Below are 25654 nucleotides of genomic sequence, written 5' to 3' on the forward strand. Positions count from 1 at the left end.
TCCGTCGCGCGCACCGCGAGTCGATAGCGTCGAGACATGTCCCGCAACTCGCGTGTGTTCGCCTGCACCCCTGACGACGTCTTCGCCGTCCTCGCCGACGGGTGGCTCTTCCCCTCGTGGGTCGTCGGCGCGTCGCGGATGCGCGAGGTCGCCGAGACCTGGCCTCGGGTGGGTTCGCACCTGCACCACTCGTTCGGTGTGTGGCCGGTCCTCATCGACGACGAGACCGAGGTGTTGGCCTACGACCCGCCGCGTCACCTCCTCCTGCGTGCCAAGGGCTGGCCGGTGGGTGAGGCGCAGGTCGACATCCAGGTGAGGCCGCACCCGGACGGTGCTGTCGTGCGAATCCAGGAGGAGGCCGTCGCCGGACCCGGAAGCCTCATCCCGACGGCGCTCCTCGACGTCGCTCTGCAGCTGCGGAACGCCGAGACCCTGCACCGCCTCGCCTACCTCGCCGAGGGGCGTGCCGCGCGACCGACCGATGAGACCACCGCCGAGGACGAGGGCGTCGGCGAGTGAGCGACCTCGACGCGATCATCGTCGGGGCGGGCCCGAATGGGCTCGCCGCCGCAGTCACGCTGGCCCGTGCCGGCCTCGCCGTGCGTGTGTACGAGAAGGGCGGCACCATCGGCGGCGGCGCGCGGACGATGGAGATGACGCTCCCCGGGTACCGGCACGACGTCTGCTCGGCGGTGCACCCGCTCGCGTTCGAGAGTCGGTTCTTCCGCGAGTTCGGGCTGCGGCGGCGGGTGGACTTCGCCGTCCCGGATGCCTCGTTCGCGCAGCCCCTCGACGGCGGACGCGCGGCGATCGCCTACCGCGACCTCGACCGCACAGCCGCCACGCTGGGCCGCGACGGCGACGCGTACGCCCGCCTGATGCGTCCGCTCGTGGACCATGCGTCCGGTGTCGCGGACTTCACGGGGCACGCGCTCATCCGCGTGCCCGCCGACCCCGTCGCGGCCGTGTGGTTCGGCCTGCGGACCCTGGAGCAGGGGAGCGGAGCGTGGAACGCCCGGTTCCGGGAGGATGCCGCACCCGCCCTGCTCACGGGCGTCGCCGCGCACACGATCCTCGCCCTGCCGAGTCTCGCCGCCGCCGGCGCGGGTCTCGCGCTCTCGACCTACGGTCACGCGCGAGGCTGGCCGATCCCGATCGGCGGCAGCCAGAGCATCGTCGACGCGATGGCCGACGACCTGCGCGCGCACGGCGGTGAAATCGTCACCGACCACGAGGTCGGGTCGCTCCGGGAGCTCCCCGCCGCCCGGGCGGTGCTCCTCGACGTCGTCCCGCGCGACTTCCTGCGGATCGCGGGCGACGACGTGCCCAGCGGGTACCGGGGCGCTCTGGAGCGGTTCCGCTACGGCGGGGCGGTCGCGAAGGTCGACTTCGCCCTGTCGGGACCGGTCCCGTGGGCGAATGAGGAGGTCCGCTCGGCGGGCACCGTGCACGTCGGCGGCACGCGCGCCGAGATGGCGGCATCCGAGAACCTCATCTCGCGCGGCGGACTGCCGGACGCGCCCTACGTCCTGGTGGCGCAGCCGTCGGGGTTCGACCCGTCCCGTGCGCCGGCGGGCGGTCACGTGCTCTGGACGTACACGCACGTGCCGTCCGGCAGCACCGCCGACCGCGCCGAGGTCGTCATCCGGCAGATCGAGCGGTTCGCCCCGGGCTTCCGCGACCTGATCGTCGGGGTGAACTCCCGGAACGCCGTCGAGGTCGAGGCCGAGAATCCGAACTACCCCGGCGGCGACATCGCGGCGGGAGCGCCCGCGCTGTGGCAGCTGCTGAAGCGGCCGGTCGTGTCGCCGGATCCATGGCGCACCCCTCTCGACGGGGTCTACCTGTGCTCGGCGTCGACGAGTCCCGGTCCCGGCGTGCACGGCCTCGCCGGCTGGCACGCGGCGCGGTCGGCGCTCCGCCACACGTTCGGCACGCGGATCTCGCCCGACCTGTCGCCGAGGTAGCGGGCGTCAGCTCTCGAGCAGGCGTCGCAGGTGGCGGCCGACGGGTTCGGTCTCGATGAGGAACCCGTCGTGACCGAAATCGCTCGCGAGGACGACCGTGTCGTCGTCGATGGTGGTCCGGATGCCGCGGCTGATCCGGTGCTGCCCTTCGACCGGGAACAGCCGGTCGCTGTCGACCCCGAGGACGAGGGTGCGCGCCGTCACGCGGGCGAGGGCGTCCTCGACGCCACCGCGGTCACGGCCGACGTCGTGCGAGTTCATCGCCTCGACGAGGGTGAGGTAGGAGTTGGCGTCGAACCGCCGCGTGAAGCGGTTGCCGTGGAAGTCGAGGTAGCTCTCGACGGCGTACCGTCCACCCTCGCCGAAGGGGCTCTTGTCGGACTGCCATGACCGCTGGAACCGCTGGTTGAGTTCGGTGGGCGTGCGGTAGTTCAACAGCGCCATGCGCCGCGCGAGCGACAGGCCACGGTGGGGTCCGTCGCCGTCGGGGGCGTCGTAGTAGGAGCCGCCGGCGAAGCGCGGGTCCATCTGGATCGCCGCGAGCTGCACGGAGTTCAGCGCGACCTGATCAGCGGTCGTCGTCGGCGGCGAGCACAGCACGCCCAGGCGCTCGACCCGCTCCGGGTGCGTCACGGCCCACTCGAGGGCGTGCATGCCGCCCATCGAGCCGCCAATCACTCCCGCCCAGACGTCGACGCCGAGAGCGTCCGCGAGCATGACCTGCGCGGCGACCTGGTCGCGGATCGTGAGGAACGGGAACCGGGACGCCCACTCGTAGCCGTCCGGGGCGATGCTCGCGGGGCCGGTCGAGCCCTGGCATCCGCCCAGCATGTTCGGGGCGACGACGAACCAGCGGTCGGTGTCGATCGGGGCGCCGGGGCCCACGATGTCGCCCCACCAGCCGTCCGTCGCGTGACCGGGGACGGCGTCGCCGCGGACGTGGCTGTCGCCGGTCAGGGCGTGCAGGATCAGCACCGCGTTGTCACGGGCGGGCGAGAGCTCGCCCCATGTCTCGTAGGCGAGGCGGATGCCGGGCAGGCTCGCTCCGCTCTCGGTGGCGAACGCGCCGAACTGCGCGAACCTCCGCTCGCCCACCGGGTCGCCGTCGCGCCAAGCGCCGGTCGCCGGCGGGCGTCCGAGCAGCAGTCGGGCGTCGGCCTCGGTCACCGGAGCCGAGGGCACCGTGTCCTCCGAGGTCTGCCAGTCCATACGTCCATTGTCCCGGGCGAGGGTGAGGGCCAGCGCAGTGTTACGGAGGTGTTGGGCCCCGGGCGTGGGACGCGGTGCGTGCGCGCTCGGCACCGTCGAAAGTTTCCACCGAAAGGTGGGCGCGGGGTCTTTCGAACCCTCGCTAGCGTCGGGGGAACCGCCATTCGGCGACCGGATCGCTCCCCTCGAAAGAGACCTCGATGACACGTTCCTGGCGCAACTCCACCGCAAGCGGCGGGCGCTCCTTCGTCGCGCGGACCGCTAGGCGACGCGCGCGCGGCGTACCGAAGAGACGATCGAGGCCAGCACGACGTCCGGCTGACGCAGCAACGAGCGGGACGCGGCATCCTCGACGAGACGCTCCATGAGTAGCTGGGTCCGCGAAACGATGGGGTGCCAGTAGCCGCCGGGATGGTGTCGGTCCAGCTCCAGGCGCACGGACGCGTCTCTTGTCGTGAGCACCGCCGTGCCGGGTTTCAGGTCGAGCTCCGGATCGGTCTGCGTGATCATGACCAGGAGCGAACTCCACGCGCCCGCGAACGCTCCGGGGAAGGGAAAGCGGGTGGTCTGCAGGTCCAGGGTGGCGCCGCGGAGCTCGGCCCAGCCGATGTCCCGCGTCACGGTGACGCCGTCTCGGTGGCTGACGGTGTGTGCGCCGAGCACCAGGTGACGCCGACCGGGGTCGCCGATCGCGAGCCCGTCGGGCACAGCGTGAAGAGGTCCGTAGCGTTTCATGGTCGTGTCTCGAGCGTATCGGCCCGGACGCACGACACCCCGCCGGGCCGGGGCCGGGCGGGGTGTCGGTCTCCTGAGGAGGGGAGGTCAGGCGCGGGCGGCCTCGGAGTGGCGTCGCGCGACGGCGAGGGCCTGCTCGAGGTCGGCCTTCAGGTCCTCGATGTTCTCGAGACCCACCGACAGGCGGACGAGACCCGGGGTGACACCCGACGTGAGCTGCTGCTCCGGGGTCAGCTGCGAGTGGGTGGTGGATGCCGGGTGGATCACGAGCGAGCGCACGTCGCCGATGTTCGCGAGGTGGCTGAAGAGGCTGAGCGCGTTGACGAACTCGCGGCCGGCGTCGACGCCGCCCTTCAACTCGAACGACAGGACCGCACCCACGCCCTTCGGGGCGTAGCGGTTGGCCGCGGCGTACCAGGGCGAGGTGGGGAGGCCCGAGTAGTTCACCGAGGCGACGTCGGAGTGGTTCTCGAGCCACTCCGCGATCTCTTGCGCGTTCTGCACGTGACGCTCGATGCGCAGCGACAGCGTCTCGACACCCTGGATGAGGTTCCACGCGCTCTGCGGCGAGATGGCGGAGCCGAGATCGCGCAGCAGCTGGACACGGGCCTTGATGATGTACGCGAGGCCGTCACCGACGGCATCCGTGTACACCGCCCCGTGGTACGACTCGTCCGGCGTCGTCAGGCCGGGGAATCGGTCCGAGTGCTGGGACCAGGGGAACGAGCCGCCGTCGATGATGACGCCGCCGATCGTCGTGCCGTGACCGCCGAGGAACTTCGTGACCGAGTGCACGACGATGTCGGCACCGTGCTCGAAGGGGCGGATGAGGTACGGCGTCGCGATCGTGTTGTCGACGATGAGCGGCACGCCGGCGGCGTGGGCGACGTCGGCGACGGTGCGGACGTCGAGCACGTTGATCTGCGGGTTGCCGATCGTCTCGGCGAAGAACAGCTTCGTGTTCGGGCGGACGGCGCGGCGCCACTCCTCGGCGTCGTCCTGGTTCTCGACGAACGTCGTCTCGATGCCGAGCTTGGCGAGCGTGTACTTGAAGAGGTTGTACGTGCCGCCGTAGATCGAGCTCGACGAGACGATGTGGTCGCCGGCCTGCGCGATGTTGAGGACCGCGAAGGTCGAGGCGGCCTGGCCGCTCGCGAGGACGAGGGCGCCGGTGCCGCCCTCGAGGCCCGCGAGGCGCTGCTCGAGGACGTCCTGCGTCGGGTTCTGGATGCGCGTGTAGATGTTGCCGAACTCGGCCAGGGCGAACAGGTTCGCGGCGTGGTCGGCGTTGTCGAAGACGTAAGACGTCGTCTGGTAGATCGGCGTGGCGCGGGCCTTGGTCACCGGGTCCGGAGCGGCGCCGGTGTGGATCTGCTTGGTCTCGAAGCGCCAGTTCTCGGGTGCGGACATGACATGGCTCCCTGCGTGTGTGGTCGGGTGGTGGTCTGCGACGGATGCCGCGGGCCCGACACCGACGTTACGAGTCGCGCCCGACGGGGACAACGGAACGGGACACGCGGCGTAACGTGACGCGGTCCGCGGGCGCCCGCGGAGTCACTAGCGTTGAGCGCATGGCGAATCGACGTGCAGTGGTGACCGGTGCGAGCTCGGGGATCGGTGAGGCGGCCGTCCGCGCGCTGAGGGCGGCGGGGTGGGACGTCGTGGGCGTCGCGCGTCGAGCCGCCCGGCTGGAGGCCCTCGATGCCGAGATCGGATCGCAGTCCTACGCGGCCGACCTGACGAGCGAAGCGGATGTCGCGGCGCTCGCCGCGCACCTGGAGGACACCGGCCCGGTCCACGCGCTCGTCCACATCGCCGGCGGCGCGCGAGGCACGCAGCGCGTCGAGAACGGTGACCCCGACGACTGGCGCTGGATGTTCGAGGTCAACGTGCTCTCGGCTCAGCTCGTGACCGCCGCCCTCCTCCCGCTTCTGCGCCGCGCGGCGGAGGTCGACGGTCACGCCGACACCGTCTACGTCACCTCGACCGCCGCGCAGACCGCCTACCCGGGAGGCGCCGGGTACAACGCGGCGAAGGCGGGCGAGGCGATGCTCGTGCACGCCCTGCGGCTCGAACTGAACGGTGAGCCGATCCGCGTCGTCGAAGTCGCTCCCGGCATGGTGCAGACCGAGGAGTTCTCGCTCAATCGGCTCGGCGGCGACCGGTCCGCGGCCGAGAAGGTCTACGACGGCGTCGACCAGCCGCTGACCGCCGGCGACGTGGCGGATGTCATCGCCTACGCGCTGAACGCGCCGGGCCATGTGAACCTCGACCTCGTCACGATGCGACCGGTCGCGCAGTCCGCGCAGCACCTGCTGGCTCGCGGTCCGCTCCGGCCCCGCACGATCGAGGGCTGAGCGCGCTCACGCCTCCGGCGGGGCGTCGGCGAAGGCGACCTTCGGGACGAGGAGCAGCAGGAGCGCGGCGAGGAATCCGCCCGCGGCGCAGATGGCCCACACCGTGAGGTAGCCGCCCAGCGAGCTCGCCGTCTGCCCCGCGACCGCGCCCGCGCCGGCCGCGAGGACGACGCCGAAGACGGCGGAGGAGAACGCGCCGCCGATCGTCTTCGTGGTGTTCGTCATGCCCGACGCTTCGCCCGTCTTGCCGAACGGCGCCGCCGCCGCGGCGGCAGCGGGCATCGCGCCCACGAGGGCACCGCATCCGATGCCCGCGATCGACAGGTTCAGGAGCACCTGCCAGACCTCGAGATGGAACGGCAGGAACAGCGCGTAGCCGACTCCGACGAGGACGGCTGCGGCGATGAGCGCGAGACGCGGACTGACCCGCCGCGACGTCACCGCGAACAGGACCGCGCCCACGATCAGGGACACGAGGTAGAGGCCGATCACGTACGAGCGCTCGGTGGCGTCGAGCCCGAGGCCGTAGCCGAGCGACGAATCGGTGCCGGCGTAGGTCGACAGCGGCCCCTGCGCGCCGAGCAGGCTGATGCCGATGAGGAACGCCGTCGCCTGCACGGGCCACATGTCGGGACGCGCGAGCACGCGCATGTCGACGACGGGATGCCGGTGGCGCAGCTCGTGGCGGACGAACCAGACGAGCACGCCGACGCCGAGCACGAACAGCGCCGCGACCCCCGCCCACGTGCCCGCGCCGAGGCCGAGCTCGCCGATGAGCCGCATCCAGGCGAGGGCACCCGTCACCAGCAGCAGCCCCCAGGCGAGGAGGATCACTCCCACGGTGTCGAGGCGGCGCTCGCCGCTGGGGGTCGATTCGGGCACCCACAGCCAGATGACGATCACGACGAGCGAGACGGCGATGGCGGGGACCATGAGGGTGAGCCCGAGGTCGCCCGTAGCCGCGTAGATGCGTCCCGCGGCGAGGGCGCCGATGATCGCCCCCGCTTCGAGCCCGACGACGAGCAGCCCCGCAGCACGCCGGGTGAGCGAGACGCCACGGTTCTGCTCCCGCCCGCGCTCGAAGATGAGGGCGACCTCGAGCGGCAGCCACACGACGTAGAACCCCTGCAGCGACCAGAACAGCAGGAAGGTCCAGAACGAGTCGGCGAAGACGAGGCCCCACGAGGCGAGGGCGGTGAGGACCGCGGCGACGAGCAGGATCCGTTTGTGCCCGAACATGTCGCCGAGCTTGGCGAGGATCGGGACGACGAGGGCGCTCAGCAGCAGCTGCCCGGCCTCGAACCAGTTCACGTCGGCGTCGCGGATGCCGAGCTGGACGACGATGTCGCTGAACAGGGGGACGTAGAACCCCTGCAGGATGCCGCTCACGAGCTCGACGACGATGAACCACCCGATGAGTCCTGCCGTGATGCCCAGCGTGGACGAACCCAACCGCGACGAGCGCGTGGCGGACGAGCGCAGCAACGGCGCGGAGGAGGGCGGGATCCCGGTCACGAGCGCGAGCCTAGCGCTGGAGCGGCCCGCCGTCCCGCAGGTCGTAGTCTGGGAATCCATGGACGAGGGGATGCCGGTGGCCGCCGAACGCGAGACGCTGACCTGGGATGATTTCGGCGGGGCGACCCGCGACCTGGCGCGCGGCATCGTCGCGGACAGGTTCGCTCCCGACATCGTCGTCGCGATCGCCCGCGGGGGTCTCCTGCCGGCCGGGGCCATCGCGTACGGACTCGGCGTCAAGAGCTGCGGAGCGCTGAACGTCGAGTTCTACACCGGGATCGGGACGGTCCTCGACGCGCCCGAGATCCTCCCGCCCGACCTCGACCTCAGCGCGCTGCCGGGCAAGCGCGTGCTCCTCGTGGACGACGTCGCCGACAGCGGCCGCACCCTCGCCCTCGCCGTTCAGCTCCTGAGCGACGCCGGCGCGGATGTCCGCTCGGTCTGCATCTACACGAAGCCCGGCTCCATCGCGATGCCCGACTACTCGTGGCGCGAGACCGACCGCTGGATCGATTTCCCGTGGTCGTTCCGCGGGACGGTCGTCCAGGAGGACGCGGGCCTCCCCGCCGGGGCATGAGCGGCCGCTCTCTCGACGCCCTCGCGGCCGACGGGCACATCCACCCCGAGTGGGCGGATGCCCTCGCTCCCGTCGCCGCGGACATCGCCGCGCTCGGCGACCGGCTCCGCGCGGACGAGCGCGGGTACCTGCCCGCGGGCGACCACGTCCTGCGTGCGTTCAGCCGGCCACTCTCGGCCGTCCGCGTGCTGATCGTCGGCCAGGATCCGTACCCGACGCCGGGACACCCGATCGGGCTCTCGTTCGCCGTCGATCGCCACGTACGACCGCTGCCGCGGAGCCTCGGGAACATCTACGCCGAGTTGTCGGCCGATCTCGGCATCCCTCCGGCGGCGCACGGCGACCTCTCGGCGTGGACCGACCAGGGCGTCATGCTGCTCAACCGCGTCCTGACCGTCGCACCCGGTGAAGCCGGCTCGCACCGCGGCTGGGGCTGGGAGCGCGTCACTGCGCACGCCATCTCGACGCTCGTCGCCCGGTCCGAGCCGCTCGTCGCGGTGCTCTGGGGGAAGGATGCCGCGACCCTCCTCCCGATGCTCGGCGAGACCCCGCGCGTCGAGTCGGCGCATCCGTCCCCGCTGTCGGCGCGGCGCGGCTTCTTCGGCTCGCGCCCGTTCTCGCGGGTGAACGCCCTGCTCGAGGCGCAGGGGGCTGCTCCCGTCGACTGGCGACTGCCCGACTGAGCCGTATGCTGGCGGCATGCTGGAGGACGAGTACGAGCGCGATCGCCGCCGCCTTCCCCGTCATCTCCGCCGTCGCCCCGAGCCCGAGCGCGAGTTCTCGTTCGAGTTGCGGCCCGCTGTCCGCACCGACATGGCCGACGTGCGCGAGATCTACAACCACTACGTGGCGAACTCGGTCGTGACCTTCGACGAGAAGCGGTGGACGCACAAGCAGTGGGTCGAGAAGTTCGACTACCTCGCGAAGCTCGGACTGCCCTTCCTCGTCGCGGTGTCGCCGAGTGGGCAGATCCTGGGGTACGGCCTCGTCTCACCGTGGACCGGCAAGAGCGGGTTCCGCTACACCGTCGAGAACTCGATCTACCTCGGACAGGCCGCGACGGGCAAAGGCCTCGGTCGGTCGCTGCTCGAGGGGCTCATCGCCGCGTGCGAGGAGAAGGGCATCCGCGAGATGGTCGCCGTCGTCAGCGACAAGGGCGCCGAGGCCTCCCTGGCCCTGCACGAACGGCTCGGGTTCGTCGAGGTCGGACGCATGGGCAAGGTCGGGTTCAAGTTCGGGCGCTCGCTCGGCACGATCTACCTGCAGAAGCACCTGACCCCGAAGAAGAAGGACTCGCTCCTCACGCGTCTGCGTTCCCGCTGAGGTCGGCCGGCCGGACGGCCGCGCCGTCCGCCTGCACCCGGTCGATGAGCGCGCGCCACGGACCGCTGGCATCGCCCACGACCGCTCGGCGATCGTGGGCGCCGTGGATGGCCGCGACCTCCCACGAGAACCGGTCGGGGCCGGGAGCGGATGCCGCAGGCTCCTCCCACGGGCACGCGTCGAGGAGCGGCATCCACGCGTCGACGTCCGTCCCCGCGAGCTCGACGCGCCACGCGCGACGGAGCCCGGCGAATCCACCGGTGCGGACGACGGTGATCGTCAGCGGATCAACGGGATGCGGCATCCTCCACGACTCCGACGCTCGCCCACGCGGTGCGGACGGCGACGGCCTCCTCAGAGTCCTCACCGTACTCCGACACCGCTGTCTCGGCGGTGGCGGCCGCGAACTGCGCGAAGGTCGCCGCCGTCGAGAGGGTGCCCGAAACGAGGGTGAGGTACCAGATGCGCCCGGCGCGTTCCCAGGCGTAGCCGCCGAGAGCCGTCGCGACGAGGTGGAACGCCTTGTTCGGGATGCCGGAGTTGATGTGCACGCCGCCGTTGTCGCCCGAGGTCTCGACGAAATCGCGCATGTGCGAGGGCTGCGGATCCTTGCCGAGGACGTCGTCGTCGTACGCCGTCCCGGGGGCGGCGAGGGAGCGGAGCGCCGATCCCGTGACCGCGTCGGTGAAGATCCCGGCGCCGATGAGCCAGGTCGCGGCATCCGCCGTCTGACCCTGGTGGTGCTGGTCGGCGAGCGCACCGAAGACGTCGGCGATCGACTCGTTGAGGGCGCCCGACTGTCCCGAATAGTCGAGACCGCCGGCCGACTCGATCACGCCGTGGCCCAACTCGTGCGCGATGACGCTGAGCGATCGCGTGAAGCCGGCGAACACCTCGCCGTCGCCGTCGCCGAACACCATGCGCTCGCCGTCCCAGAACGCGTTGTCGTAGGCGCGACCGTAATGGACCGTAGCGGCGAGGGAGCCGCTCCGCCCGTCGAGGCCGACCCGCTCGAAGGCGTCCCACAGGAAGGTGAAGGTCGCGCCCAGCCCGTCGTACGCTTCGTCGACCGCCGCGTCGCCGGTCGGAGCGGCGCCCTCGGCGCGCGCGGGTGTGCCGGGCAACTCCTCGCGGTTCTCCGCGTCGGAAATCAGACGATCGGAGTCGGGTGCGGCGGAGACGACGAGCGCGTCGCCGTCGACCGACAGGTCGAGGTGGGCGCGCATCGGCGCGTAGGCGCGCGGGACGGCGAGGGTGGCACGGGCCGCGGCGACGGCGTGCGGGAATCGTTCGGCCGGAGCGGCCGCGAGGCGGGCGAGCAGGTACGGCGGGACGATGGCGTGCATGCCGCCACGCTAGTCCCCTCCGCCGACACGGTGACCGGCGGTCTCACCGATCGCGTGGGTCGATGATCGGGATCGAGGCGAGGAGGCGCCGCGTGTAGGCCACCTGCGGCTCGAGCAGCACCTTCTCTGTCGGGCCCTCCTCGACGACGCGCCCCTCCGTCATGACGACCACGTCGTCGCACAGGTTCTGCACGACGCCGATGTCGTGCGAGACCATCACGAGGGTGAGGCCGTCACGCCGGCGGAGTTCGCGGATGAGGTCGAGGATGTGCGCCCGGACGGTCACGTCGAGGGCCGACAAGGGTTCGTCCCCGACGAGGACGTCGGGGCGATGGACGAGCGCCCGCGCCAGGGCGATCCGCTGCCGCTGTCCGCCGGAGAACTCGTGCGGGAACCGTTCGGCGGCGTCGGAGGGCAAGCCGACGTCGTCCAGGACCTCGCGGACGCGGGCCCGGTGATCGCCCGGGATGTCGAGGGCCGAGAGCGGCTCGGCCACGATCCGCCCGACGCTCATCCGAGGATCGAGGGACCCGTAGGGGTCTTGGAAGACGATGCCGGTGCGCCGCCGCAACCAGTGGAGCGAGCGCGCCGACGCCGATCCGTCCACGGGGCGTCCATCGAACACGACGGAGCCCGCGTTCGGTACGTCGAGACCGAGGAGCAGGCGCACGAGCGTCGACTTGCCCGAGCCCGACTCGCCGATGATCCCGAGGGCGCTTCCCGCCCGGACGTCGACGTCGACGTCGTCGAGCGCGGTGGTCCACCGGGCCGGCTCGAACGGCCGGGACCGCGGCATCCGGTATCGGCGCGTCAGACCACGTGCCCGCATCAGGTCGCTCACGCGCGGCCTCCCGGTCGCCAGAGGGTGGCGGTCGCGTCGCGGAGCAGTGCTTGGGTGACGGGGGAGGCGGGGGAGCGCAGCAGCATCCGAAGCGGCCCCGACTCGGCGACGCGACCCGATTCGAGCACGACGGCGTCGGTCGCGATCTGCGACAGCACCGCGAGGTCGTGCGTGATGAACACGAGCGCCATGCCGTCCTCGTCGGCGAGGTGGTGGAGGAGCTCGAGGATCTCCGCCTGGATCGTGACGTCGAGCGCGGTAGTCGGCTCGTCCGCGATCAGCAGCCGGGGACGGCACGCGAGGGCCATCGCGATCGCGACCCGCTGACGCTGCCCGCCCGAAAGCTGGTGCGGATAGCGACGGACGATGGCCTCGGGGTCGGGCAGCTTCACCCGACGCGCCTCCTCGACCGCCCGTGCCCACGCCTCGGCACGGGAGACGCCGCGCTGGTGGATGCGGATGGACTCGGCGATCTGCCGCCCGACCGTGCGGATGGGGTTCAGCGCCGTCTGCGGCTCCTGGAAGACCATGCCGATCTCGTCACCGCGCAGGCGCGCGAGGTCGCGATCCGGCATCCCGATCAGTTCCCGGCCCTCCCAGTGGATGCTGCCGCCGACCCGCGCGTCGTCGGGCAGGAGTCCGAGGACGGCGAGGGCTGTCAGCGACTTGCCCGATCCGGACTCGCCGATCAGCCCGACGCGCGCGCCGTCGGCGACCTCGAGGTCGACTCCGTCGACGACGCGGCGGCCGGCGATGTCGATCGTCAGACCGGTGATCGATAGCGTCATGCCGTCACCGCCGCGGGAGGCTCGGTGCCGCGCGGCGCGGATCCGCGGGACAGGGTCGGATCCGTGGCGTCGCGCAGGGCGTCGCCGAGGAGGTTGAAGCCGAGGACGGTGAGCGTGATCGCGAGCCCCGGCCACAGCACCGACAGCGGGTGGACGCTGATGAAGCGCTGCAGATCGGCGAGGAGCAGCCCCCACGACGGCTGGGTCACGGGGGCGCCGAAACCGAGGTACGACAGGCCCGCTTCGGCCAGCACGGCGACGGCCATGCCCCACGACAGTTGCACGATGAAGACGGGCGCGACGTTCGGGAGGAGGTGACGCCAGAGGTTCTGGGGCGGCGAGAGTCCCGCGGCGCGTCCCGCGAGGACGAAGTCGCTCCGGAGGATGCGGCGCAGCTCGGGGCGCGTGACGCGGGCGATGTTGACGCCGAACCCGATCCCGACCGACACGATGACGACCAGGAGCGAGCCGCCCCAGACGGCCGAGATCATCATCGCGATGAGGAGCACCGGGAAGGCGATGAGGATGTCGACGATCACCGTGACCCCCTCACGGACCGGCCGCGGAGTGAGCGCGCCGAGCGCGGCGAGCACGAGGCCGATGGCGGTCGCGATGACCGCGGCACCCACAGCGACGAGCACCGTCGTGCGCGAGCCTGCCATCAAGAGACTCAGGATGTCGCGTCCCGACCCGTCGGTCCCGAGCAGGTGCGCGGCCCCGGGTGCCGCCCAGCGGTTCGCGATGTCGACGCGTTGCGGGTCGAGCGGCGTCCAGAACAGGGAGACGAGCGCCGTCGCAGCGATGACGACGACCACGATCACCCCGAAGCGGCCGGTCCCCGACGCCCAGACGCGCCTCGCCCACTGCAGTCGCCGCATCACTCGGCCTCTCGCTGGCGCGGATCGAGGATGCGGTGCACGAGATCGACGACGAACCCGATGATCAGGACGAGACCCGTCAGGACGAGGAGTTCCCCCTGCACCTTGACGAGATCGCGGTTGCCGGTGTCCTCGACCAGCATGCGCCCGATCCCGGGCAGGCTGAACAGCTGCTCGATGACGACCGCCCCGACCATGATCCCGGCCACCTGGACGCCCAGCACCGTGATGACCGACAGGCCGACACTCGGGAGCCCGTGGCGCAGGAGCGCCTGCGTGCGCGTGAGCCCTTTCGCTGCGGCGGTCCGCACGAAGTCCTGACCCATGGCCTGCAGGGTCGCCGAGCGGACGAACCGCAGCAGCACGGCTCCCTCGACGACGCCGATCGTGACGGCGGGGAGGACGAGCGCCCGGAACGCCGCCGCCGGGTCGGACCAGCCGGCCCGGGGGAACCCCTGGGCCGGCAGCCATCCCAGGGTCACGGCGAAGACGACGACGAGCATCATGCCCGCCCAGACGACGGGTACGGCGGCGAGGGCCTGCGCGCCGACCGAGACGGCGACGCCGTCCGGCCGATGCCGACGCACCGCCGCGAGCACGCCGAAGGGGAGTGCGACCAGCAGGGCGACGACGAACGCGAGGATGCCGAGGGGCACCGTCACCTCCGCTTTCTGCAGCAGCTCCGAGACGACGGGGGTGCCGGTGAGCTGCGACGACCCGAGGTCGCCGCGGAGGACGCCGCCGATCCAGGCGCCGTACTGGACGGGGAGCGGGCGGTCGAGCCCCAGCCGTTCGCGGATGCCGGCGAGCTGCTCGGGGGTGGAGTTCACCCCGGCGATCAGCTGCGCGATGTCGCCCGGCAGGATCCGGAGGGTGGTGAAGATGAGCGCGCTGGCGACGAACAGGCCCAGCACCAGCAGGGCCAGTCGCGTCAGCGCGTAGCGGATCACCCCTCGCTCTTGGCCAGCTCGGCGACGTTGAGGCGCTCGTTCACGTTGACCGTCGGCATCCCGCTGACGTTCGACGCGACCGCGAGGACGGACTGACCGTTGTAGAGCCAGTCCGCCGCGTCGTCCTCGGACACGATGCGCGCGGCCTGCTTCAGCAGGTCGGCGGCTGCGGCGTCGTCCGTCGCGGCGACGGCCTCGGTGTAGAGCTTCTGGACCTCGGGGTTGTCGTAGGTGAAGTAGTAGTCCGGGTTCGCCCAGTTCTCGAAATCGTGCGCTTCGGTGTGGAGGACGAAGCTCAGCTCGTAGTCCTTGTTCACGTAGACGTCGTTGATCCAGGTGGGGAACTCGACGGGGTTCACCTTCAGGGTGATACCCACATCGCGCAGGTTCGAGACGAGGATCTGCGGAATCGTCGTGCCGTACGCGGAGGGGATCGTCAGGGTCAGGGAGAGGTTCTCCGCCCCCGCCTCGGCGAGCATCTTCCGCGCCGCCTCGGGATCGAACGGAGCGACCTCGGACAGGTCCTCGTATCCCGGGTCGAGCGAGGGGATCGGGCCGTACATCGTCTTGCCGGCGCCGAGCGCCTCGACGATCGATTTCTTGTCGATCGCCTGTCGGATGGCCTTGCGCACGCGCACATCCGCCAGCGGACCCGAGGTCTGGTTGAAGGCGAGCGTGCCCTTGTCTGTCGAGTCGCCGAGTTCGAGGGTGAAGTCGCCGTTCGCCTCGACCTGATCCTTCAGGTTCGCGTCGAACCCGGTCAGGACGTCGAACTCACCCGCGAGGGCGCCACTGAGTGCCGCCTGATTGTCGCTCACGTAAGAGAAGACGACTTCGGCGGCCGACGACGGCGTGCCCCAATAGTCGGCGAACCGCTCGAACACGATGCTGTCGCCCTCGCGCCAGTCGGCGAGGCGGAAGGGACCGGTGCCGTTGGCCGCGGTCTTGCGGTCGATCGTGTCGCCCTCTTTGAGGACGAGGCCCGCGCGGCCGGTCAGGCTCCACAGCAGCGTCGAGTCGGGCGCCTTCAGGGTCAGCGTGATCTTCTGGCCCTCGGCCGCGATGGTCGCGACATTGGCGAGACGTGCCGAGTCGCGGTAGGTCGGGGTGTCCCGCTCCTGCGTGAGCGACCAGACGACGTCTTGCGGCGTGAGGGGCTGCCCGTCGTGGAACGTGACGCCCTCGCGCAGGGTGAACGTGTAGGTGAGCTTGTCGGCGGAGACCTCGTAGTCGCTGGCGAGCGCCGGCACGATCTTCTGGTCGGGCGTGCGGGCGATGAGACCCTGATACACGTTGTCGATCAGGATCTGGTCGAGGGCCGATCCGGCGGTCTCGCGGATGTCGAGGTTGCCGGGCTCGAGCACGAGACGCACGTTGACGGTCGCGTCGGGGTCGGGGGTTCCCGCCGATCCGGACGGAGCGGGCTGCGAGCCGGTGCAGCCCGAGAGGAGCAGGGCTCCGGCGGCGAGGAGCGCCGTGGCGGCCAAAGCGGTGCGGCGAAGCATGTGAGTGGGGGTCCTTTCGGCGTCGATGGGCGTCGTCGCTGACGCCGGCCCATCGCGGTGCTCGGTGCGCGTTACAGCCTAGAGTCCCGCGCGCGCAGTTCGGTCACCGGTCGTCATGCGCCGTGCGGATGCTCGCGGCGAGTTCGGCGGGCCGTTCCTCCTGGACGTTGTGGGCCGAATCGAGCTCGATCCGGCGGGTTCGCGGCATCCGTCGGAGGAACTCGTCGCGATCGGCGTCGGTGAGGAAGCCGCGTGTGCCGGTGACGAGGGTGACCGGTGCGGTGACGGCCGCGAGGTCGTCCCACCCTGCGGCGGAGAGGATGCCGGCGTTCGCCCGCTGTGCCTCGTCCACCGCGGCGGCCCCCGCAGGGTCGGCGGCGAGCCGGTTCGCGAGGTGGGCGAAGTGGTGCTTCCACTCCACGCGGCCGTCGGGGCGGACCCGCGAGTTCAGTGAGACGCCGCGTGCGGCGGCGTCGCGCGAGCCGCCGAGTCCGAAGCTCAGCGCGCGTTCGACGAGTTCGTCCCGGCTCGCCCAATCGACGGGGCCGGCGAAGAACGCGCGGATGGATGACGCCGCGCCGTCCGGGTCGATCCCGGGGGAGATGTCGACGAGGACGAGGGAGCGGACGAGGTCCGGATGCCGCGCCGCGAGCGCCGCCGCCGTGAGGCCGCCGAGCGAGTGTCCGACGAGCACCTGCGGCACGCCACCGGTCCATTCGCGGATCGCGGGTTCGATGTCAGCGGCCAGGGTCCGGCCCGTGTAGCGGGCGTCATCGCGCCACGAGGAGTCGCCGTGGCCGGGAAGGTCGAGGACGAGCGCGTCCAGGCCCAGATGCAGGACGGTCGTGTCCCACGTGTGCGCGTTCAGCCCCGCACCGTGGAGGAACGTCACCGGGGGAGCGGAGCCCGAGTCGCCGAAGCGCAGCGCGCTGATCACGCGCCCGTCGCCGAGCCGGTGCGTCAGCCGGCGCACCGGTGGCACCGGGATGCCGAGGGCATCGGCCTGCGCGGGGAGGTAGGAGAACTCGTCGAAGGCGGCGTCGCTCACGCAGACCATTCTCTCCGACGCCGACCACGACGGGCGCGGATAGGGTGACGGCATGAGCGATCAGCACCGCGTGCACCTGGCCCGTGCGGCCCGCCCGGCCTACGACGCCCTCGAGGCGTTCGCGACGACGGTGGGTGACCTCGCCGCCGAGGCGGGCATCGACGCCCGACTGCGCGAGATGGCCCTCATCCACGCCTCGCAGCTCAACGGCTGCGCGTACTGCGTCCGGGTCCACTCCGATCGGGCGGCGAAGGCCGGCGTGAGCTTCGACCACCTCGCTCAGATCCCGGTGTGGCGGGAATCGAGCGTGTTCACGGAGCGTGAGCGGGCGGCGCTCGAACTGACCGAGTCCTTTGTCTTCATCCACGAGGAGGGCGTCTCGGACGAGGTCTACGACCGTGTCGGCGGCATCCTGTCCGAAGAGGAGTACGTCGCGCTCAGCTGGCTCCTCGTGTCGATCAACGCGTTCAACCGCATCGCGATCGCCGGACGCTACCCCGTGCCCGAACGGCGCGGCGCGCCGCCGACGACGTGAACCTCCACGACGTCCCCGGCGCCTTCAACTTCCGGGACGTCGGCGGGCTCCCCGCCGGGGCGGGGCGGACCCGATCCGGAGTCCTGTTCCGCTCGGGGAATCTCGGTCACCTCACGGCGGCGGGGAGGGAGCGGGTCACGGCCCTCGGTATCCGTCGCGTCGTCGACCTGCGGGACGACGACGAACGTCGCAGCGAACCGTCGCGCCTCGACGGTCTCGGCATCGACACCGTGCATCTGCCCATGTACGCCGGGTCGGTCGCGTCGTTCTTCGACGACGACCTCTCGCTCGCCGATGTGTACCGAGCACTCATCGACGGCTCGGCGGCGCGCCTGGTCGAGGCGGCGCGCGCCGTTCTCGACGTGCAGCCCGTGCTCGTCCACTGCACGGTCGGCAAGGACCGCACCGGGCTGTCGGTCGCGCTCGTCCTCGCCGCCGCGGGCGTGGACGAGGACGCCGTGATCGCCGACTACGCGCGCACCGAGCAGCTCCTGCCGCTCGGGAGGAACGAGAGCGTCCTGCGCTTCCTCCGCCACAGGTACCCGGACGCCCGGCACCTGGACGACCTCGTCACCCGGTCGCCCGCGGCCGAGCTCCGCGCCGTGTTCGACGATCTGCGACTGCGCTACGGCGGGCCGGTCGATTACCTGCAGGCGCACGGGCTCACCGAGGCGGAGATCGGCGGACTGCGTCGTGCGCTGGTGGAGTGACGCTCCCGGTCAGCGCGGGATGTACCGGCCGTCGGCCAGCCCCGCGTCGATCTCGAACCTGTTCCGCAGTGGGTTGCGCCCCGCCAGCGCGTAGAGGAGCGGCATCAGCATGCCGTAGCGGCGCCACTGCTCGCGGTGGACGCCCTCATGCGCGAGCAGCCGATCGTCGATCGGGCCGTCGCCGGTGAGGAAGCACCCCCCGACGCAGACACCGCCGCGGCCGAACGTGACCCCCGGCATCCCCCGGAACACCCACAGTCCCGCGCGCCGCTCGACGCGGCCCGTCGACCAGAGCGTCCCCCACACGAACCCGAACGCCGTCCCGGCGAGGTAGCCGAGCCGGCTGATCGGGGAGTCGAGGAGGATGCCGGGGATCCACCGATCGAATCGGCGGCCGCGCTCGACGGCGCGCGCGGCGTGCGCCTCCCATCCCGCCGGGGGTACGGGGCTCACGCGACCGCTCCCACGAGACGGAGGATCGTGCCGAGGTCCTCGACTGCGGCGTCGCGGGTCGCCGGCGCGAAACCGGAGATCGATGCGCCGACCAGCGGCATCCGCTCGCGCAGCCGTGCGAGGGAGGCGGTCACGTGGGCCGGGTCGGCACCGAACGGGACGGGCTCGAGGAGGCCCACGATGGCGGCCGGGTCGAGGACGTCGAGGTCGATGTGCACGTACACGGCGTCCGCTCCGGTGGCCGTGACGGCGTCGGCGAGGGCCTCCGTGTCGGCGAGGGCGTCTGCGGTCATCCGCGTGATGGGCGAGTCGGCCAGGGCGTCCGCCTCGGCGTCGTCGAGGGCGCGGGCACCCACGAGAACCGTGCGCGCGGGGGCGGCAGGCGGTGTCGGGGCGAAGGGACCCGGCTCGATCGCGGCGCGGAGGGCCATGCCGGCGAGGGCTCCCGAGGGCGACGAGTCGGGCGTGTGGAGGTCGCCGTGGGCATCGAGCCAGACCACCGTGAGGGACGGATGCCGCGCGGCCGCCGCGGCGATCGCCGGGACAGCGACGGCGCAGTCGCCGCCGATGATCACGGCGGGCTCGTCCGTGCTCTGCAGGAATTCGCCGATCGCGTCGCGGACGCGGCTGAGGGTGCTGAAGCGACGGATGCCGGTTCCCACCGCCTCACCCGCTTCGGCGGGGACCTCGACGCGGGTCACGGCCGAGCGCGGCAGATCCTCGGCGATCGCCTCGGCCCCGTCGATCAAGCGCATCGCGCGGGACGACGGCGAACCCTGCCACTGCGGGACGACGAGGAATCGGGTCATGCGTACCTCCGGGGGGAGCACGGCGGCGCCGGACCCGTGGGCCCGGCGCCGCGTCTCGCGTGCGGTGCTTACTGCTCGATCGCGCCGGCGTTGCCGCCAGTCTTCAGCGCGGCCAGGCGCGCCTCGACCTCGGTGAGCTCGCCGAGGTCCTCGAGCTGGTTGAACTGCGCGTCGATCGTCGAGGCGGCGATCTCGGCCTTGCCGGCGGCGAGGGCCTCCTGGCGGCGGACCTTGTCCTCGAAGCGGCCGAGCTCGCTGGTCGGGTCGAGCACGTCGATCGACTTGACGGCGTCGTGCACCTTGTTCTGGGCCTCGGCCGTCTTGGCGCGGGCGAGCAGCTCGGAGCGCTTCGAGCGAAGCTGGTCGAGCTTCTGCTTCATGCCGTTGAGGCCGTCCTTGAGCTTGTCGACGACCTCGGTCTGCGACGCGATGGACGGGGCGATCGCCCGGGCCTCGTTCTCCTCGCTGATCTGGCGCTGCAGGGCGATCTTGGCGAGGTTGTCGAACTTGTCGGCATCCGTCGTGTTCCCGGCGGAGCGCAGCTCGTCGGCCTTGCGGCTGGCGGCGATGGCCTTGTTGCCCCACTCGGCGGCGGCCTTCACGTCTTCGTCGTGGTCGCGCTCGAGCAGGCGCAGGTTGCCGATGGTCTCGGCGATGGCGGTCTCGGCGTCGGCGATGTTGTTCGTGTAGTCCCGCACGAGCTGGTCGAGCATCTTCTGCGGGTCCTCGGCGGAGTCGAGGAGGGCGTTGATGTTCGCCTTCATGAGGGTGGAGATGCGGCCGAAGATGGACTGCTTTGCCATCGGGTTTCCTTTCGATACGAGAGGTCGTGCTGTCGAGGTCTGTGAGGTGCGGCGCCGGAAGATCAGAATCGGCCTCCGCCTCGTCGCGAGCGGGATCCGCCGCTGCTGCGTCCGATCGAGCCGCCGCCGAACCCGCCACCGCCGAATCCGCCACTGCGCCGCGACGACGAACCGCCGAAGCCGCCGCCGAATCCACCGGAGGAGCGTCCCGATCCGCCGCCGCCCAGAAGGGAGCCGAGGATGATGCCGCCCAGCATGCCGCCGAAGTCGCCCCCGCCGCCAGTGTTTCCGCCGCCGGCGAACGATCCGACGTCGCCCTGTGCGCGCTGCATCGCCTCGCCGGCCAGCGCGGCGGCACGGTGCGCGAGATCGAGGGCGCGCTCGGGATCGCTCTGCTGCAGCTGCGTCGCCTGGACGAGGGCCGCACCGGCTTCGGCGAGACGGGTCCGCGCGGTGGCGCCGACGGCGCCTCGGCGGGCGCTGATGAAGTCCTCGGCGGCGGAGACCTGGGCCTTCGCCTGCAGGAGGGTCTGCGACAGGACGCTGCGGGCACGGTCGGCGCGCTGCTGCGCGTCGCGCACCTCGCCGAGCGCGCCGTCGATCGCGGCGTTCGCCTGTTCGAGGAGGGCGACGGCGGACAGCGGGTCGCGCGCGCTGCCGGTCAGCCTCTCGCGGGCGGCGTCGAGGTTCTGGCGCGTCGACGCGATGACCGGTGCGAGGCGCGAGTCCGGGTCGGGGGTCGCGGCTGCCGCGGCGAGGTCGGCGTCGAGTTCGGTGACGAGGGCGGCCCCGCCCCGTTCGGCGTCGGCGAGGTCGGCGGCCAGCTTCTCGATCGCCTCCTGCAGGCGCGACGCCTGATCGACGGCCTGCTCCGCGGCACGGATACCGACGGCCGCCCCCGCGCCGTCGCCTGCCGCGACCTCGCTCTGGGCCTCGGTCAGACGGGCATCGGCGAAACTCAGTCGATCGCGGGCCTGCGCGGCGTTGTCCGCCACGGCGGCGAGGGCGTCCGCTCGGTAGTTCTCGCGCAGCTGCGCGAGACGGGCGTCGACACCCTCGAGTCGCGTGCCCGCATCGGCCCGCAGCTGCTGAACGCGCGCGAGGGCCTCGGGTGCGTTCTTCGCGAGATCGCGCAGCGCGTCGAACGCGTCGGCCTTCTCGGCGAGGGCCGCCGAGGCGCTCCGGCAGAGGTCGAGGATCTCGCCGTACCAGGCGCGGCGCTGCTCGGGGGAGTCGGGGACGTCGTCGTCCATCTGCTGCTGCAGCGCGAAGGCGCGGTCCAGAGAGCTGCGCGCCGCCGCGATCGCCTGCTCGAACTCGGCGGTCGCGGCATCTCCGAACTCCGCTTTCGCGAAGGCGAGTTCCTGTGCACTCGTGGTCATTGCGTCGTCCGTCTGGACGAGGGCAGCACCGGCCTGCCGTTCGAGTTCCTCGAGCGGGATCGGTCGCGAGCCGGACGATCCACCCGCGGCGGCGCGGCGTCTGCGCACGAGCGCCCACACGAGAAGCGCACCGAGGATCGCGGCGACGATCACCACGACCCAGATGACGCCTCCGCCCCCGCCGGAGCGGGTATCGGCGAGTCCGTCCGCTGCGGCGATGCCCGCACCGGCCCAGTCCTCCTGCTGCAGAGCGGGGAGCACGCGGTCCTGCTCGATCGCCGTGATCCGGTCGTCGGAGACGGGGCCGGACGAATCTGAGGAGAGGTAGTAGGCGCGACCCTCGGTGGCGACCGCGAGGAGGTACTGGTCCGGACCGAGGTTGTTGAGCTCGGCGGTGTCGGAGGCCCATTTCTCGGCGCTGGTCGGGCTGGTGAACCTGTCGACATAGACGACCCAGAGGTCGAGGCCCGTGTCAGCCGTGAGTCGTTCCAGGTGAGCGTCGAGGTTCGCCTCCTGCGCGTCGGTCAGGACGTCGGCCTGATCCCGCACGCGACCGTCGCCGAGGGTGACGGGCTCGGTCGCCGACGCCGGCACCGCGAATCCCAGGGAGCCGACCAGGACCGCGAGCGAGACCGCGACGACGGACGTCAGTCGGGATCGCATCGGTGGGTCCTCCGGGAGTCGCTCGGTGAGTCACTCGGCGGTCGTAACCGCTTGTCGCGAGTCTATGCCGCGGCTCGTATGTCTCGATACCGGGTTGCCGTCGGAGCGCCTGTGCGTTCCCTTTGCGTTGCTCATCTAGGCTTCCCGAGGTTTCGGGAGGTATCTGTGGACGATCGGTACGGCGGCGACGTGCTCGCTGCGGGATGGCGCGACAAGGGACGGCCGACGGTGACGACGGTGCCCGCCGAGAGGGGCCTCGTCGTCGAGGTCGCCCTCGACGACTTCGTCGGCGCGGTGACGGGCGTGACCGCGGGACACGTCGAGCTCGAGGACCGGCACGGCCGCGTGCGGCTGTTCCCGATCGGCGGCGGCTTCCTCGTCGACGGCAAGCCGGTCCAGCTCGTCCCCCCGCGCGCCGCCGCTCCCGCCGGCCGCACGCGCACAGCATCCGGCTCGTTCGCCGACCCGCAGGCCCGCGCCCGCGTCGCACGGGCGTCGCGGATCCTCGTCGAGGGGCGTCACGACGCGGAACTCGTCGAGAAGGTCTGGGGCGCCGACCTCCGCATCGAGGGCGTCGTCGTCGAGTACCTGCAGGGCGTCGACCTGCTCGAGGACCTGCTCCGCGCCGAGCCGCCGAGTGCCGAGCGTCGCTACGGGGTCCTCGTCGACCATCTCGTCCCCGGCTCGAAGGAGACGCGGATCGCCGAGCAGATCCTCCGTGGGCCGCACGGCCCGCACCTGAAGATCGTCGGCCATCCCTACATCGACGTGTGGCAGTGCGTCACGCCGCGCGCCCTCGGCATCGCCGCCTGGCCCGAGGTCCCGCGGGGGATCGAGTGGAAGAAGGGCGTCAGCCGCGCCCTCGGCTGGCCGGCCGAGGACCAGACCGACATCGCCGAGAACTGGCAGCGCATCCTCGCCTCGGTCACGACTTTCCGCGACCTCGACCCCGCCCTTCTCGGCCGCGTCGAGGAACTCATCGATTTCGTGACCTCATGAGCGGGCGACGTCGAGGCAGGCCCGCGGGGACCCCGGACACCGCGGGATACCCTGGTCGCATGCCCGATCCCGACGCGCCCGAGTCCGCGCCGCGCTTCCGCGACAAGCCGGTCTCGTTCGTGCGTCGGAGCGGCCGGATGAGCGATGCGCAGGAGCGCGCCTGGGACGACCTCTCGAGCACATATCTGCTCGAGGTGGAACGGGATGCCGCGGCCACCAGCATTCGTCCCGGTTCGACGATCGACCCGGTCGCCGAGTTCGGTCGGGACGCGCCGCTCGTCGTCGAGATCGGCTCGGGTCAGGGGCACGCGATCGTGCACGCCGCCGGGCAGTCGCCGGAGCGCGACTTCATCGCGGTCGAGGTGTTCCGGGCGGGACTGGCCCGCACGATGCTCGATGCGGATCGCGAGGGGGTGCGGAACCTCCGACTCGTCGAGGCGAACGCGCCCGAGGTCCTCGAGCACCTGCTGCCCGAGGCATCCGTCGACGAGGTCTGGATCTTCTTCCCCGACCCGTGGCACAAGAACAAGCACAACAAGCGCCGCCTCATCGCGGACGGCTTCCCCGCGCTCGCGGCCCGCGCCCTGCGCGACGGCGGGATCTTGCGGCTGGCGACCGACTGGGAGGACTACGCGCTGCAGATGCGCGACGTGCTCGCGGATGCCGCCGACTTCGAGGCGTCCTTCGAGGGGGAGTGGGCCGACCGTTTCGATGGCCGCATCATGACCGCGTTCGAGCGGAAGGGCATCGCGAAGGGCCGGGACATCCGCGACCTGACCTACCGCCGCCGCTCGCGGTCGGCGTGATGGTGCGCGCGGCGACGGGGGCGCGACCGCTCGTCGACGTGCGCGTCGCGCCGGCGCTCCTCGTGTGCCTCGCGGCGCCCGCCTTCTTCGTGCTGCTGACGCCCTGGCTCGGCTGGCTGCTCCTGGCCGCGGGCCTCGCCGTCGCGGTGATCATCGAACGACGGGATGCCGCGGCATCCGGCCCGTCGATCACCCGCGACCTCTCGCTCATCGCCCTCGGCCTGCTGATCGTCAGTGTCATCCCGCTGAAGGCGGAACTCGACAACGCGGCCATGATCCGGTTCACGCTCGCCCTCGGCGGGGCGGTGCTGGTGCCGTATCTCGTGTCGCGATTCGTCTACCGCGACCACGCCATCCGGTTCCCGTGGCGGGGCGGCGGTCGCTGGACGGGGTGGCAGTGGGCGTGGCTCGTCGCCGTCCTCGTGCTCGGGTGGCTGCTGCTGCCGTTCTACTTCATCACCTCGGGCGTCTACGAGAACTGGCCCGTCGTCGACACCCCCGACCTCATCGCCCGCCTGTTCGTCGGCGTCGGGGCCGTCGGCATCTGGGACGAGCTGTTCTTCATCTGCACCTGCTTCGCACTGCTGCGGCGACACTTCGCGGATGCGACCGCGAACGTCTTCCAGGCGATCGTCTTCGTCTCGTTCCTGTGGGAGCTCGGCTACCGCGCGTGGGGGCCGGCGCTGACGATCCCGTTCGCCCTCCTGCAGGCGATCATCTTCCTACGGACGAAGTCCCTCGCGTACGTCGTGACGGTCCACCTGCTGTTCGACGCGGTCGTCTTCGCCGTCCTGGTCCACGCCCACAACCCGGGGCTGCTCGACGCGATCTTCCTGGTTCCCGCGCCCTGATCGCGTCGGCGCTCAGACCCTGATCGCGGGCGCGACGGTGCGCGACGAGGTCGCGAGCGCGACGCCCCACACGGCGAGTACGACCGCGGCGGTTCCACTCGTCACCATGAGCACGGAACCCCCGGGAGCGTGATCGCCACCGCTGATCCCGAACGCGTCGGCCAAGGCCATCCCCGGACCGAAGGACGCCACGAAGTACGCAGGCGCGCCGGCGGCGATGAGGGCGAGGTAGCCCGCGGCGACACCGGCGGTCGAGGCGCGGCGCGCGACGACGGAGAGGACCAGGACGGCGACGGCGAGGGCCACCCCGATGGCGGCGAAGACCCAGGGTGCGGGCGTGAAGACCGACTCACCTCGCGTCGCGGCCTGCGAGCCGATCTCGGCGAGGGATGACCCGGGGACGGCGGCCAGCGGGTTCCAGACGCAGATCTGCAGCACGAGGACAACGGCGTACGCCGCGACGGCGGCCGTGCCGAGGCCAGCGACGAGGGTACGGTGCGGTGACGGCGACATACGGCAAACCTGGCACATCCCCCGCGACGCCGCATCCGTCCTCCCAGACGACACGGCTGTCAAGCCCCGCGGGCGCGGCCCGCGCCGGTGC

The 25654-nt window shown here is 71.6% G+C and carries 28 protein-coding genes; 11 read left to right on the forward strand and 17 right to left on the reverse strand.

Annotation, left to right across the window (positions count from 1 at the left end):
* Positions 1–36 precede the first annotated feature (36 nt).
* On the forward strand, positions 37–519 hold the full coding sequence (locus H286_RS0101205; RefSeq protein WP_020096783.1) for an SRPBCC family protein: 483 nt from the start codon (positions 37–39) through the stop codon (positions 517–519).
* Positions 516–1967, forward strand: coding sequence for a phytoene desaturase family protein (locus tag H286_RS0101210; protein WP_020096784.1), 1452 nt, complete (start codon positions 516–518; stop codon positions 1965–1967). The genes H286_RS0101205 and H286_RS0101210 overlap by 4 nt, the downstream gene beginning before the upstream one ends.
* 6 nt (positions 1968–1973) lie before the next feature.
* Here H286_RS0101210 and metX read toward each other — a convergent pair whose 3' ends face one another.
* From metX to H286_RS0101225, 3 genes are all read right to left on the reverse strand, one after another.
* Positions 1974–3176: a homoserine O-acetyltransferase MetX gene (gene metX / locus H286_RS0101215; RefSeq protein WP_020096785.1), complete on the reverse strand. Its 1203-nt coding sequence runs from the start codon at positions 3174–3176 to the stop codon at positions 1974–1976.
* Positions 3177–3437: 261 nt separating this feature from the next.
* On the reverse strand, positions 3438–3911 hold the full coding sequence (locus H286_RS0101220; RefSeq protein WP_231370865.1) for a hypothetical protein: 474 nt from the start codon (positions 3909–3911) through the stop codon (positions 3438–3440).
* A gap of 87 nt (positions 3912–3998) precedes the next feature.
* The gene (locus H286_RS0101225; protein WP_020096787.1) at positions 3999–5321 is read right to left on the reverse strand and encodes a bifunctional o-acetylhomoserine/o-acetylserine sulfhydrylase; all 1323 of its coding nucleotides are present in this window, start codon (positions 5319–5321) and stop codon (positions 3999–4001) included.
* 161 nt (positions 5322–5482) lie between these two features.
* Here H286_RS0101225 and H286_RS0101230 point away from each other — a divergent pair, with 161 nt between their 5' ends.
* Positions 5483–6268 (forward strand): SDR family oxidoreductase, encoded by a 786-nt coding sequence (locus H286_RS0101230; protein ID WP_181900434.1) that lies wholly within the window; start codon positions 5483–5485, stop codon positions 6266–6268.
* A gap of 6 nt (positions 6269–6274) precedes the next feature.
* Here the strand turns inward: H286_RS0101230 and H286_RS0101235 are convergent, their stop codons facing one another.
* Positions 6275–7720: an MFS transporter gene (locus tag H286_RS0101235; RefSeq protein ID WP_018188679.1), complete on the reverse strand. Its 1446-nt coding sequence runs from the start codon at positions 7718–7720 to the stop codon at positions 6275–6277.
* 133 nt (positions 7721–7853) lie between these two features.
* Between H286_RS0101235 and H286_RS0101240 the strand changes: the two genes are divergently transcribed.
* Genes H286_RS0101240 through H286_RS0101250 form a run of 3 tightly spaced genes read left to right on the forward strand, consistent with a single transcriptional unit; the run spans position 7854 to position 9683 of the window.
* Positions 7854–8360 carry a phosphoribosyltransferase gene (locus H286_RS0101240; protein ID WP_196800626.1) on the forward strand — a complete coding sequence of 169 codons (507 nt, stop codon included), beginning with the start codon at positions 7854–7856 and terminating at the stop codon, positions 8358–8360.
* Entirely contained in the window at positions 8357–9043 is a 687-nt protein-coding gene (locus H286_RS0101245; protein ID WP_020096790.1) for a uracil-DNA glycosylase, read from the forward strand. The genes H286_RS0101240 and H286_RS0101245 overlap by 4 nt, the downstream gene beginning before the upstream one ends.
* Positions 9044–9059: 16 nt before the next feature.
* Positions 9060–9683, forward strand: a complete 624-nt coding sequence (locus tag H286_RS0101250; protein ID WP_020096791.1) for a GNAT family N-acetyltransferase — start codon at positions 9060–9062, stop codon at positions 9681–9683.
* On the opposite strand, the gene H286_RS0101255 is transcribed toward H286_RS0101250, so the two are convergent.
* The 8 genes from H286_RS0101255 to H286_RS0101290 form a co-directional block, all read right to left on the reverse strand.
* Positions 9661–9987, reverse strand: a complete 327-nt coding sequence (locus H286_RS0101255; protein WP_020096792.1) for a protealysin inhibitor emfourin — start codon at positions 9985–9987, stop codon at positions 9661–9663. The two genes, H286_RS0101250 and H286_RS0101255, sit on opposite strands and share 23 nt — an antisense overlap.
* Positions 9971–11029 (reverse strand): M4 family metallopeptidase, encoded by a 1059-nt coding sequence (locus tag H286_RS0101260; RefSeq protein WP_020096793.1) that lies wholly within the window; start codon positions 11027–11029, stop codon positions 9971–9973. Before H286_RS0101260 ends, H286_RS0101255 begins: the two co-directional genes overlap by 17 nt.
* 43 nt (positions 11030–11072) lie before the next feature.
* Positions 11073–11825 (reverse strand): ABC transporter ATP-binding protein, encoded by a 753-nt coding sequence (locus H286_RS0101265; protein WP_020096794.1) that lies wholly within the window; start codon positions 11823–11825, stop codon positions 11073–11075.
* A 41-nt stretch (positions 11826–11866) separates the two neighbouring features.
* A complete protein-coding gene (locus H286_RS0101270) occupies positions 11867–12658 on the reverse strand; it encodes an ABC transporter ATP-binding protein (RefSeq protein WP_020096795.1) in 792 nt (263 codons plus the stop codon).
* Positions 12655–13536, reverse strand: a complete 882-nt coding sequence (locus tag H286_RS0101275) for an ABC transporter permease (protein ID WP_020096796.1) — start codon at positions 13534–13536, stop codon at positions 12655–12657. The genes H286_RS0101270 and H286_RS0101275 overlap by 4 nt, the downstream gene beginning before the upstream one ends.
* Positions 13536–14486, reverse strand: coding sequence for an ABC transporter permease (locus H286_RS0101280; protein WP_020096797.1), 951 nt, complete (start codon positions 14484–14486; stop codon positions 13536–13538). The genes H286_RS0101275 and H286_RS0101280 overlap by 1 nt, the downstream gene beginning before the upstream one ends.
* Positions 14483–15991: an ABC transporter substrate-binding protein gene (locus tag H286_RS0101285; protein ID WP_020096798.1), complete on the reverse strand. Its 1509-nt coding sequence runs from the start codon at positions 15989–15991 to the stop codon at positions 14483–14485. The genes H286_RS0101280 and H286_RS0101285 overlap by 4 nt, the downstream gene beginning before the upstream one ends.
* Positions 15992–16094: 103 nt before the next feature.
* Positions 16095–17048, reverse strand: coding sequence for an alpha/beta fold hydrolase (locus H286_RS0101290; RefSeq protein WP_020096799.1), 954 nt, complete (start codon positions 17046–17048; stop codon positions 16095–16097).
* A gap of 43 nt (positions 17049–17091) precedes the next feature.
* Here H286_RS0101290 and H286_RS0101295 point away from each other — a divergent pair, with 43 nt between their 5' ends.
* Together H286_RS0101295 and H286_RS0101300 are read left to right on the forward strand one after the other, a co-directional pair.
* Entirely contained in the window at positions 17092–17574 is a 483-nt protein-coding gene (locus H286_RS0101295) for a carboxymuconolactone decarboxylase family protein (protein ID WP_018188667.1), read from the forward strand.
* The gene (locus H286_RS0101300) at positions 17571–18284 is read left to right on the forward strand and encodes a tyrosine-protein phosphatase (protein WP_020096800.1); all 714 of its coding nucleotides are present in this window, start codon (positions 17571–17573) and stop codon (positions 18282–18284) included. The genes H286_RS0101295 and H286_RS0101300 overlap by 4 nt, the downstream gene beginning before the upstream one ends.
* A gap of 9 nt (positions 18285–18293) precedes the next feature.
* Here H286_RS0101300 and H286_RS0101305 read toward each other — a convergent pair whose 3' ends face one another.
* From H286_RS0101305 to H286_RS0101320, 4 genes are all read right to left on the reverse strand, one after another.
* Positions 18294–18737 carry a hypothetical protein gene (locus H286_RS0101305; protein WP_018188665.1) on the reverse strand — a complete coding sequence of 148 codons (444 nt, stop codon included), beginning with the start codon at positions 18735–18737 and terminating at the stop codon, positions 18294–18296.
* Positions 18734–19546, reverse strand: a complete 813-nt coding sequence (locus H286_RS0101310; protein WP_020096801.1) for an arginase family protein — start codon at positions 19544–19546, stop codon at positions 18734–18736. The genes H286_RS0101305 and H286_RS0101310 overlap by 4 nt, the downstream gene beginning before the upstream one ends.
* 68 nt (positions 19547–19614) lie before the next feature.
* Positions 19615–20349, reverse strand: a complete 735-nt coding sequence (locus tag H286_RS0101315; protein ID WP_018188663.1) for a PspA/IM30 family protein — start codon at positions 20347–20349, stop codon at positions 19615–19617.
* Between the two features lie 62 nt (positions 20350–20411).
* Complete coding sequence (locus H286_RS0101320; RefSeq protein ID WP_020096802.1) at positions 20412–22394, reverse strand: TPM domain-containing protein; 1983 nt, start codon at positions 22392–22394, stop codon at positions 20412–20414.
* 165 nt (positions 22395–22559) lie between these two features.
* Here H286_RS0101320 and H286_RS0101325 point away from each other — a divergent pair, with 165 nt between their 5' ends.
* From H286_RS0101325 to H286_RS0101335, 3 genes are read left to right on the forward strand one after another with little or no spacing between them, the layout of a single operon-like run.
* Positions 22560–23393 carry a DUF3097 family protein gene (locus H286_RS0101325; protein ID WP_018188661.1) on the forward strand — a complete coding sequence of 278 codons (834 nt, stop codon included), beginning with the start codon at positions 22560–22562 and terminating at the stop codon, positions 23391–23393.
* Positions 23394–23452: 59 nt separating this feature from the next.
* A complete protein-coding gene (gene trmB, locus H286_RS0101330; protein ID WP_020096803.1) occupies positions 23453–24199 on the forward strand; it encodes a tRNA (guanosine(46)-N7)-methyltransferase TrmB in 747 nt (248 codons plus the stop codon).
* On the forward strand, positions 24199–25050 hold the full coding sequence (locus tag H286_RS0101335) for a CPBP family intramembrane glutamic endopeptidase (protein ID WP_020096804.1): 852 nt from the start codon (positions 24199–24201) through the stop codon (positions 25048–25050). Before trmB ends, H286_RS0101335 begins: the two co-directional genes overlap by 1 nt.
* A gap of 12 nt (positions 25051–25062) precedes the next feature.
* On the opposite strand, the gene H286_RS0101340 is transcribed toward H286_RS0101335, so the two are convergent.
* A complete protein-coding gene (locus H286_RS0101340; protein WP_020096805.1) occupies positions 25063–25563 on the reverse strand; it encodes a hypothetical protein in 501 nt (166 codons plus the stop codon).
* Positions 25564–25654 lie beyond the last annotated feature (91 nt).

Origin of the sequence: Microbacterium sp. 11MF (assembly GCF_000383475.1) — a bacterium.
GTDB classification, from domain to species: Bacteria; Actinomycetota; Actinomycetes; order Actinomycetales; family Microbacteriaceae; genus Microbacterium; species Microbacterium aquilitoris.

Coding starts and splice junctions, on each gene's coding strand:
- H286_RS0101205 (WP_020096783.1), top strand. CDS start 37: ATGTCCCGCAACTCGCGTGTGTTCGCCTGCACCCCTGACGACGTCTTC.
- metX (WP_020096785.1), bottom strand. CDS start 3,176: ATGGACTGGCAGACCTCGGAGGACACGGTGCCCTCGGCTCCGGTGACC.
- H286_RS0101220 (WP_231370865.1), bottom strand. CDS start 3,911: ATGAAACGCTACGGACCTCTTCACGCTGTGCCCGACGGGCTCGCGATC.
- H286_RS0101225 (WP_020096787.1), bottom strand. CDS start 5,321: ATGTCCGCACCCGAGAACTGGCGCTTCGAGACCAAGCAGATCCACACC.
- H286_RS0101230 (WP_181900434.1), top strand. CDS start 5,483: ATGGCGAATCGACGTGCAGTGGTGACCGGTGCGAGCTCGGGGATCGGT.
- H286_RS0101240 (WP_196800626.1), top strand. CDS start 7,854: ATGCCGGTGGCCGCCGAACGCGAGACGCTGACCTGGGATGATTTCGGC.
- H286_RS0101245 (WP_020096790.1), top strand. CDS start 8,357: ATGAGCGGCCGCTCTCTCGACGCCCTCGCGGCCGACGGGCACATCCAC.
- H286_RS0101250 (WP_020096791.1), top strand. CDS start 9,060: ATGCTGGAGGACGAGTACGAGCGCGATCGCCGCCGCCTTCCCCGTCAT.
- H286_RS0101255 (WP_020096792.1), bottom strand. CDS start 9,987: ATGCCGCATCCCGTTGATCCGCTGACGATCACCGTCGTCCGCACCGGT.
- H286_RS0101260 (WP_020096793.1), bottom strand. CDS start 11,029: ATGCACGCCATCGTCCCGCCGTACCTGCTCGCCCGCCTCGCGGCCGCT.
- H286_RS0101265 (WP_020096794.1), bottom strand. CDS start 11,825: ATGCCGCGGTCCCGGCCGTTCGAGCCGGCCCGGTGGACCACCGCGCTC.
- H286_RS0101270 (WP_020096795.1), bottom strand. CDS start 12,658: ATGACGCTATCGATCACCGGTCTGACGATCGACATCGCCGGCCGCCGC.
- H286_RS0101275 (WP_020096796.1), bottom strand. CDS start 13,536: ATGCGGCGACTGCAGTGGGCGAGGCGCGTCTGGGCGTCGGGGACCGGC.
- H286_RS0101285 (WP_020096798.1), bottom strand. CDS start 15,991: ATGCTTCGCCGCACCGCTTTGGCCGCCACGGCGCTCCTCGCCGCCGGA.
- H286_RS0101290 (WP_020096799.1), bottom strand. CDS start 17,048: ATGGTCTGCGTGAGCGACGCCGCCTTCGACGAGTTCTCCTACCTCCCC.
- H286_RS0101295 (WP_018188667.1), top strand. CDS start 17,092: ATGAGCGATCAGCACCGCGTGCACCTGGCCCGTGCGGCCCGCCCGGCC.
- H286_RS0101310 (WP_020096801.1), bottom strand. CDS start 19,546: ATGACCCGATTCCTCGTCGTCCCGCAGTGGCAGGGTTCGCCGTCGTCC.
- H286_RS0101315 (WP_018188663.1), bottom strand. CDS start 20,349: ATGGCAAAGCAGTCCATCTTCGGCCGCATCTCCACCCTCATGAAGGCG.
- H286_RS0101320 (WP_020096802.1), bottom strand. CDS start 22,394: ATGCGATCCCGACTGACGTCCGTCGTCGCGGTCTCGCTCGCGGTCCTG.
- trmB (WP_020096803.1), top strand. CDS start 23,453: ATGCCCGATCCCGACGCGCCCGAGTCCGCGCCGCGCTTCCGCGACAAG.
- H286_RS0101335 (WP_020096804.1), top strand. CDS start 24,199: ATGGTGCGCGCGGCGACGGGGGCGCGACCGCTCGTCGACGTGCGCGTC.
- H286_RS0101340 (WP_020096805.1), bottom strand. CDS start 25,563: ATGTCGCCGTCACCGCACCGTACCCTCGTCGCTGGCCTCGGCACGGCC.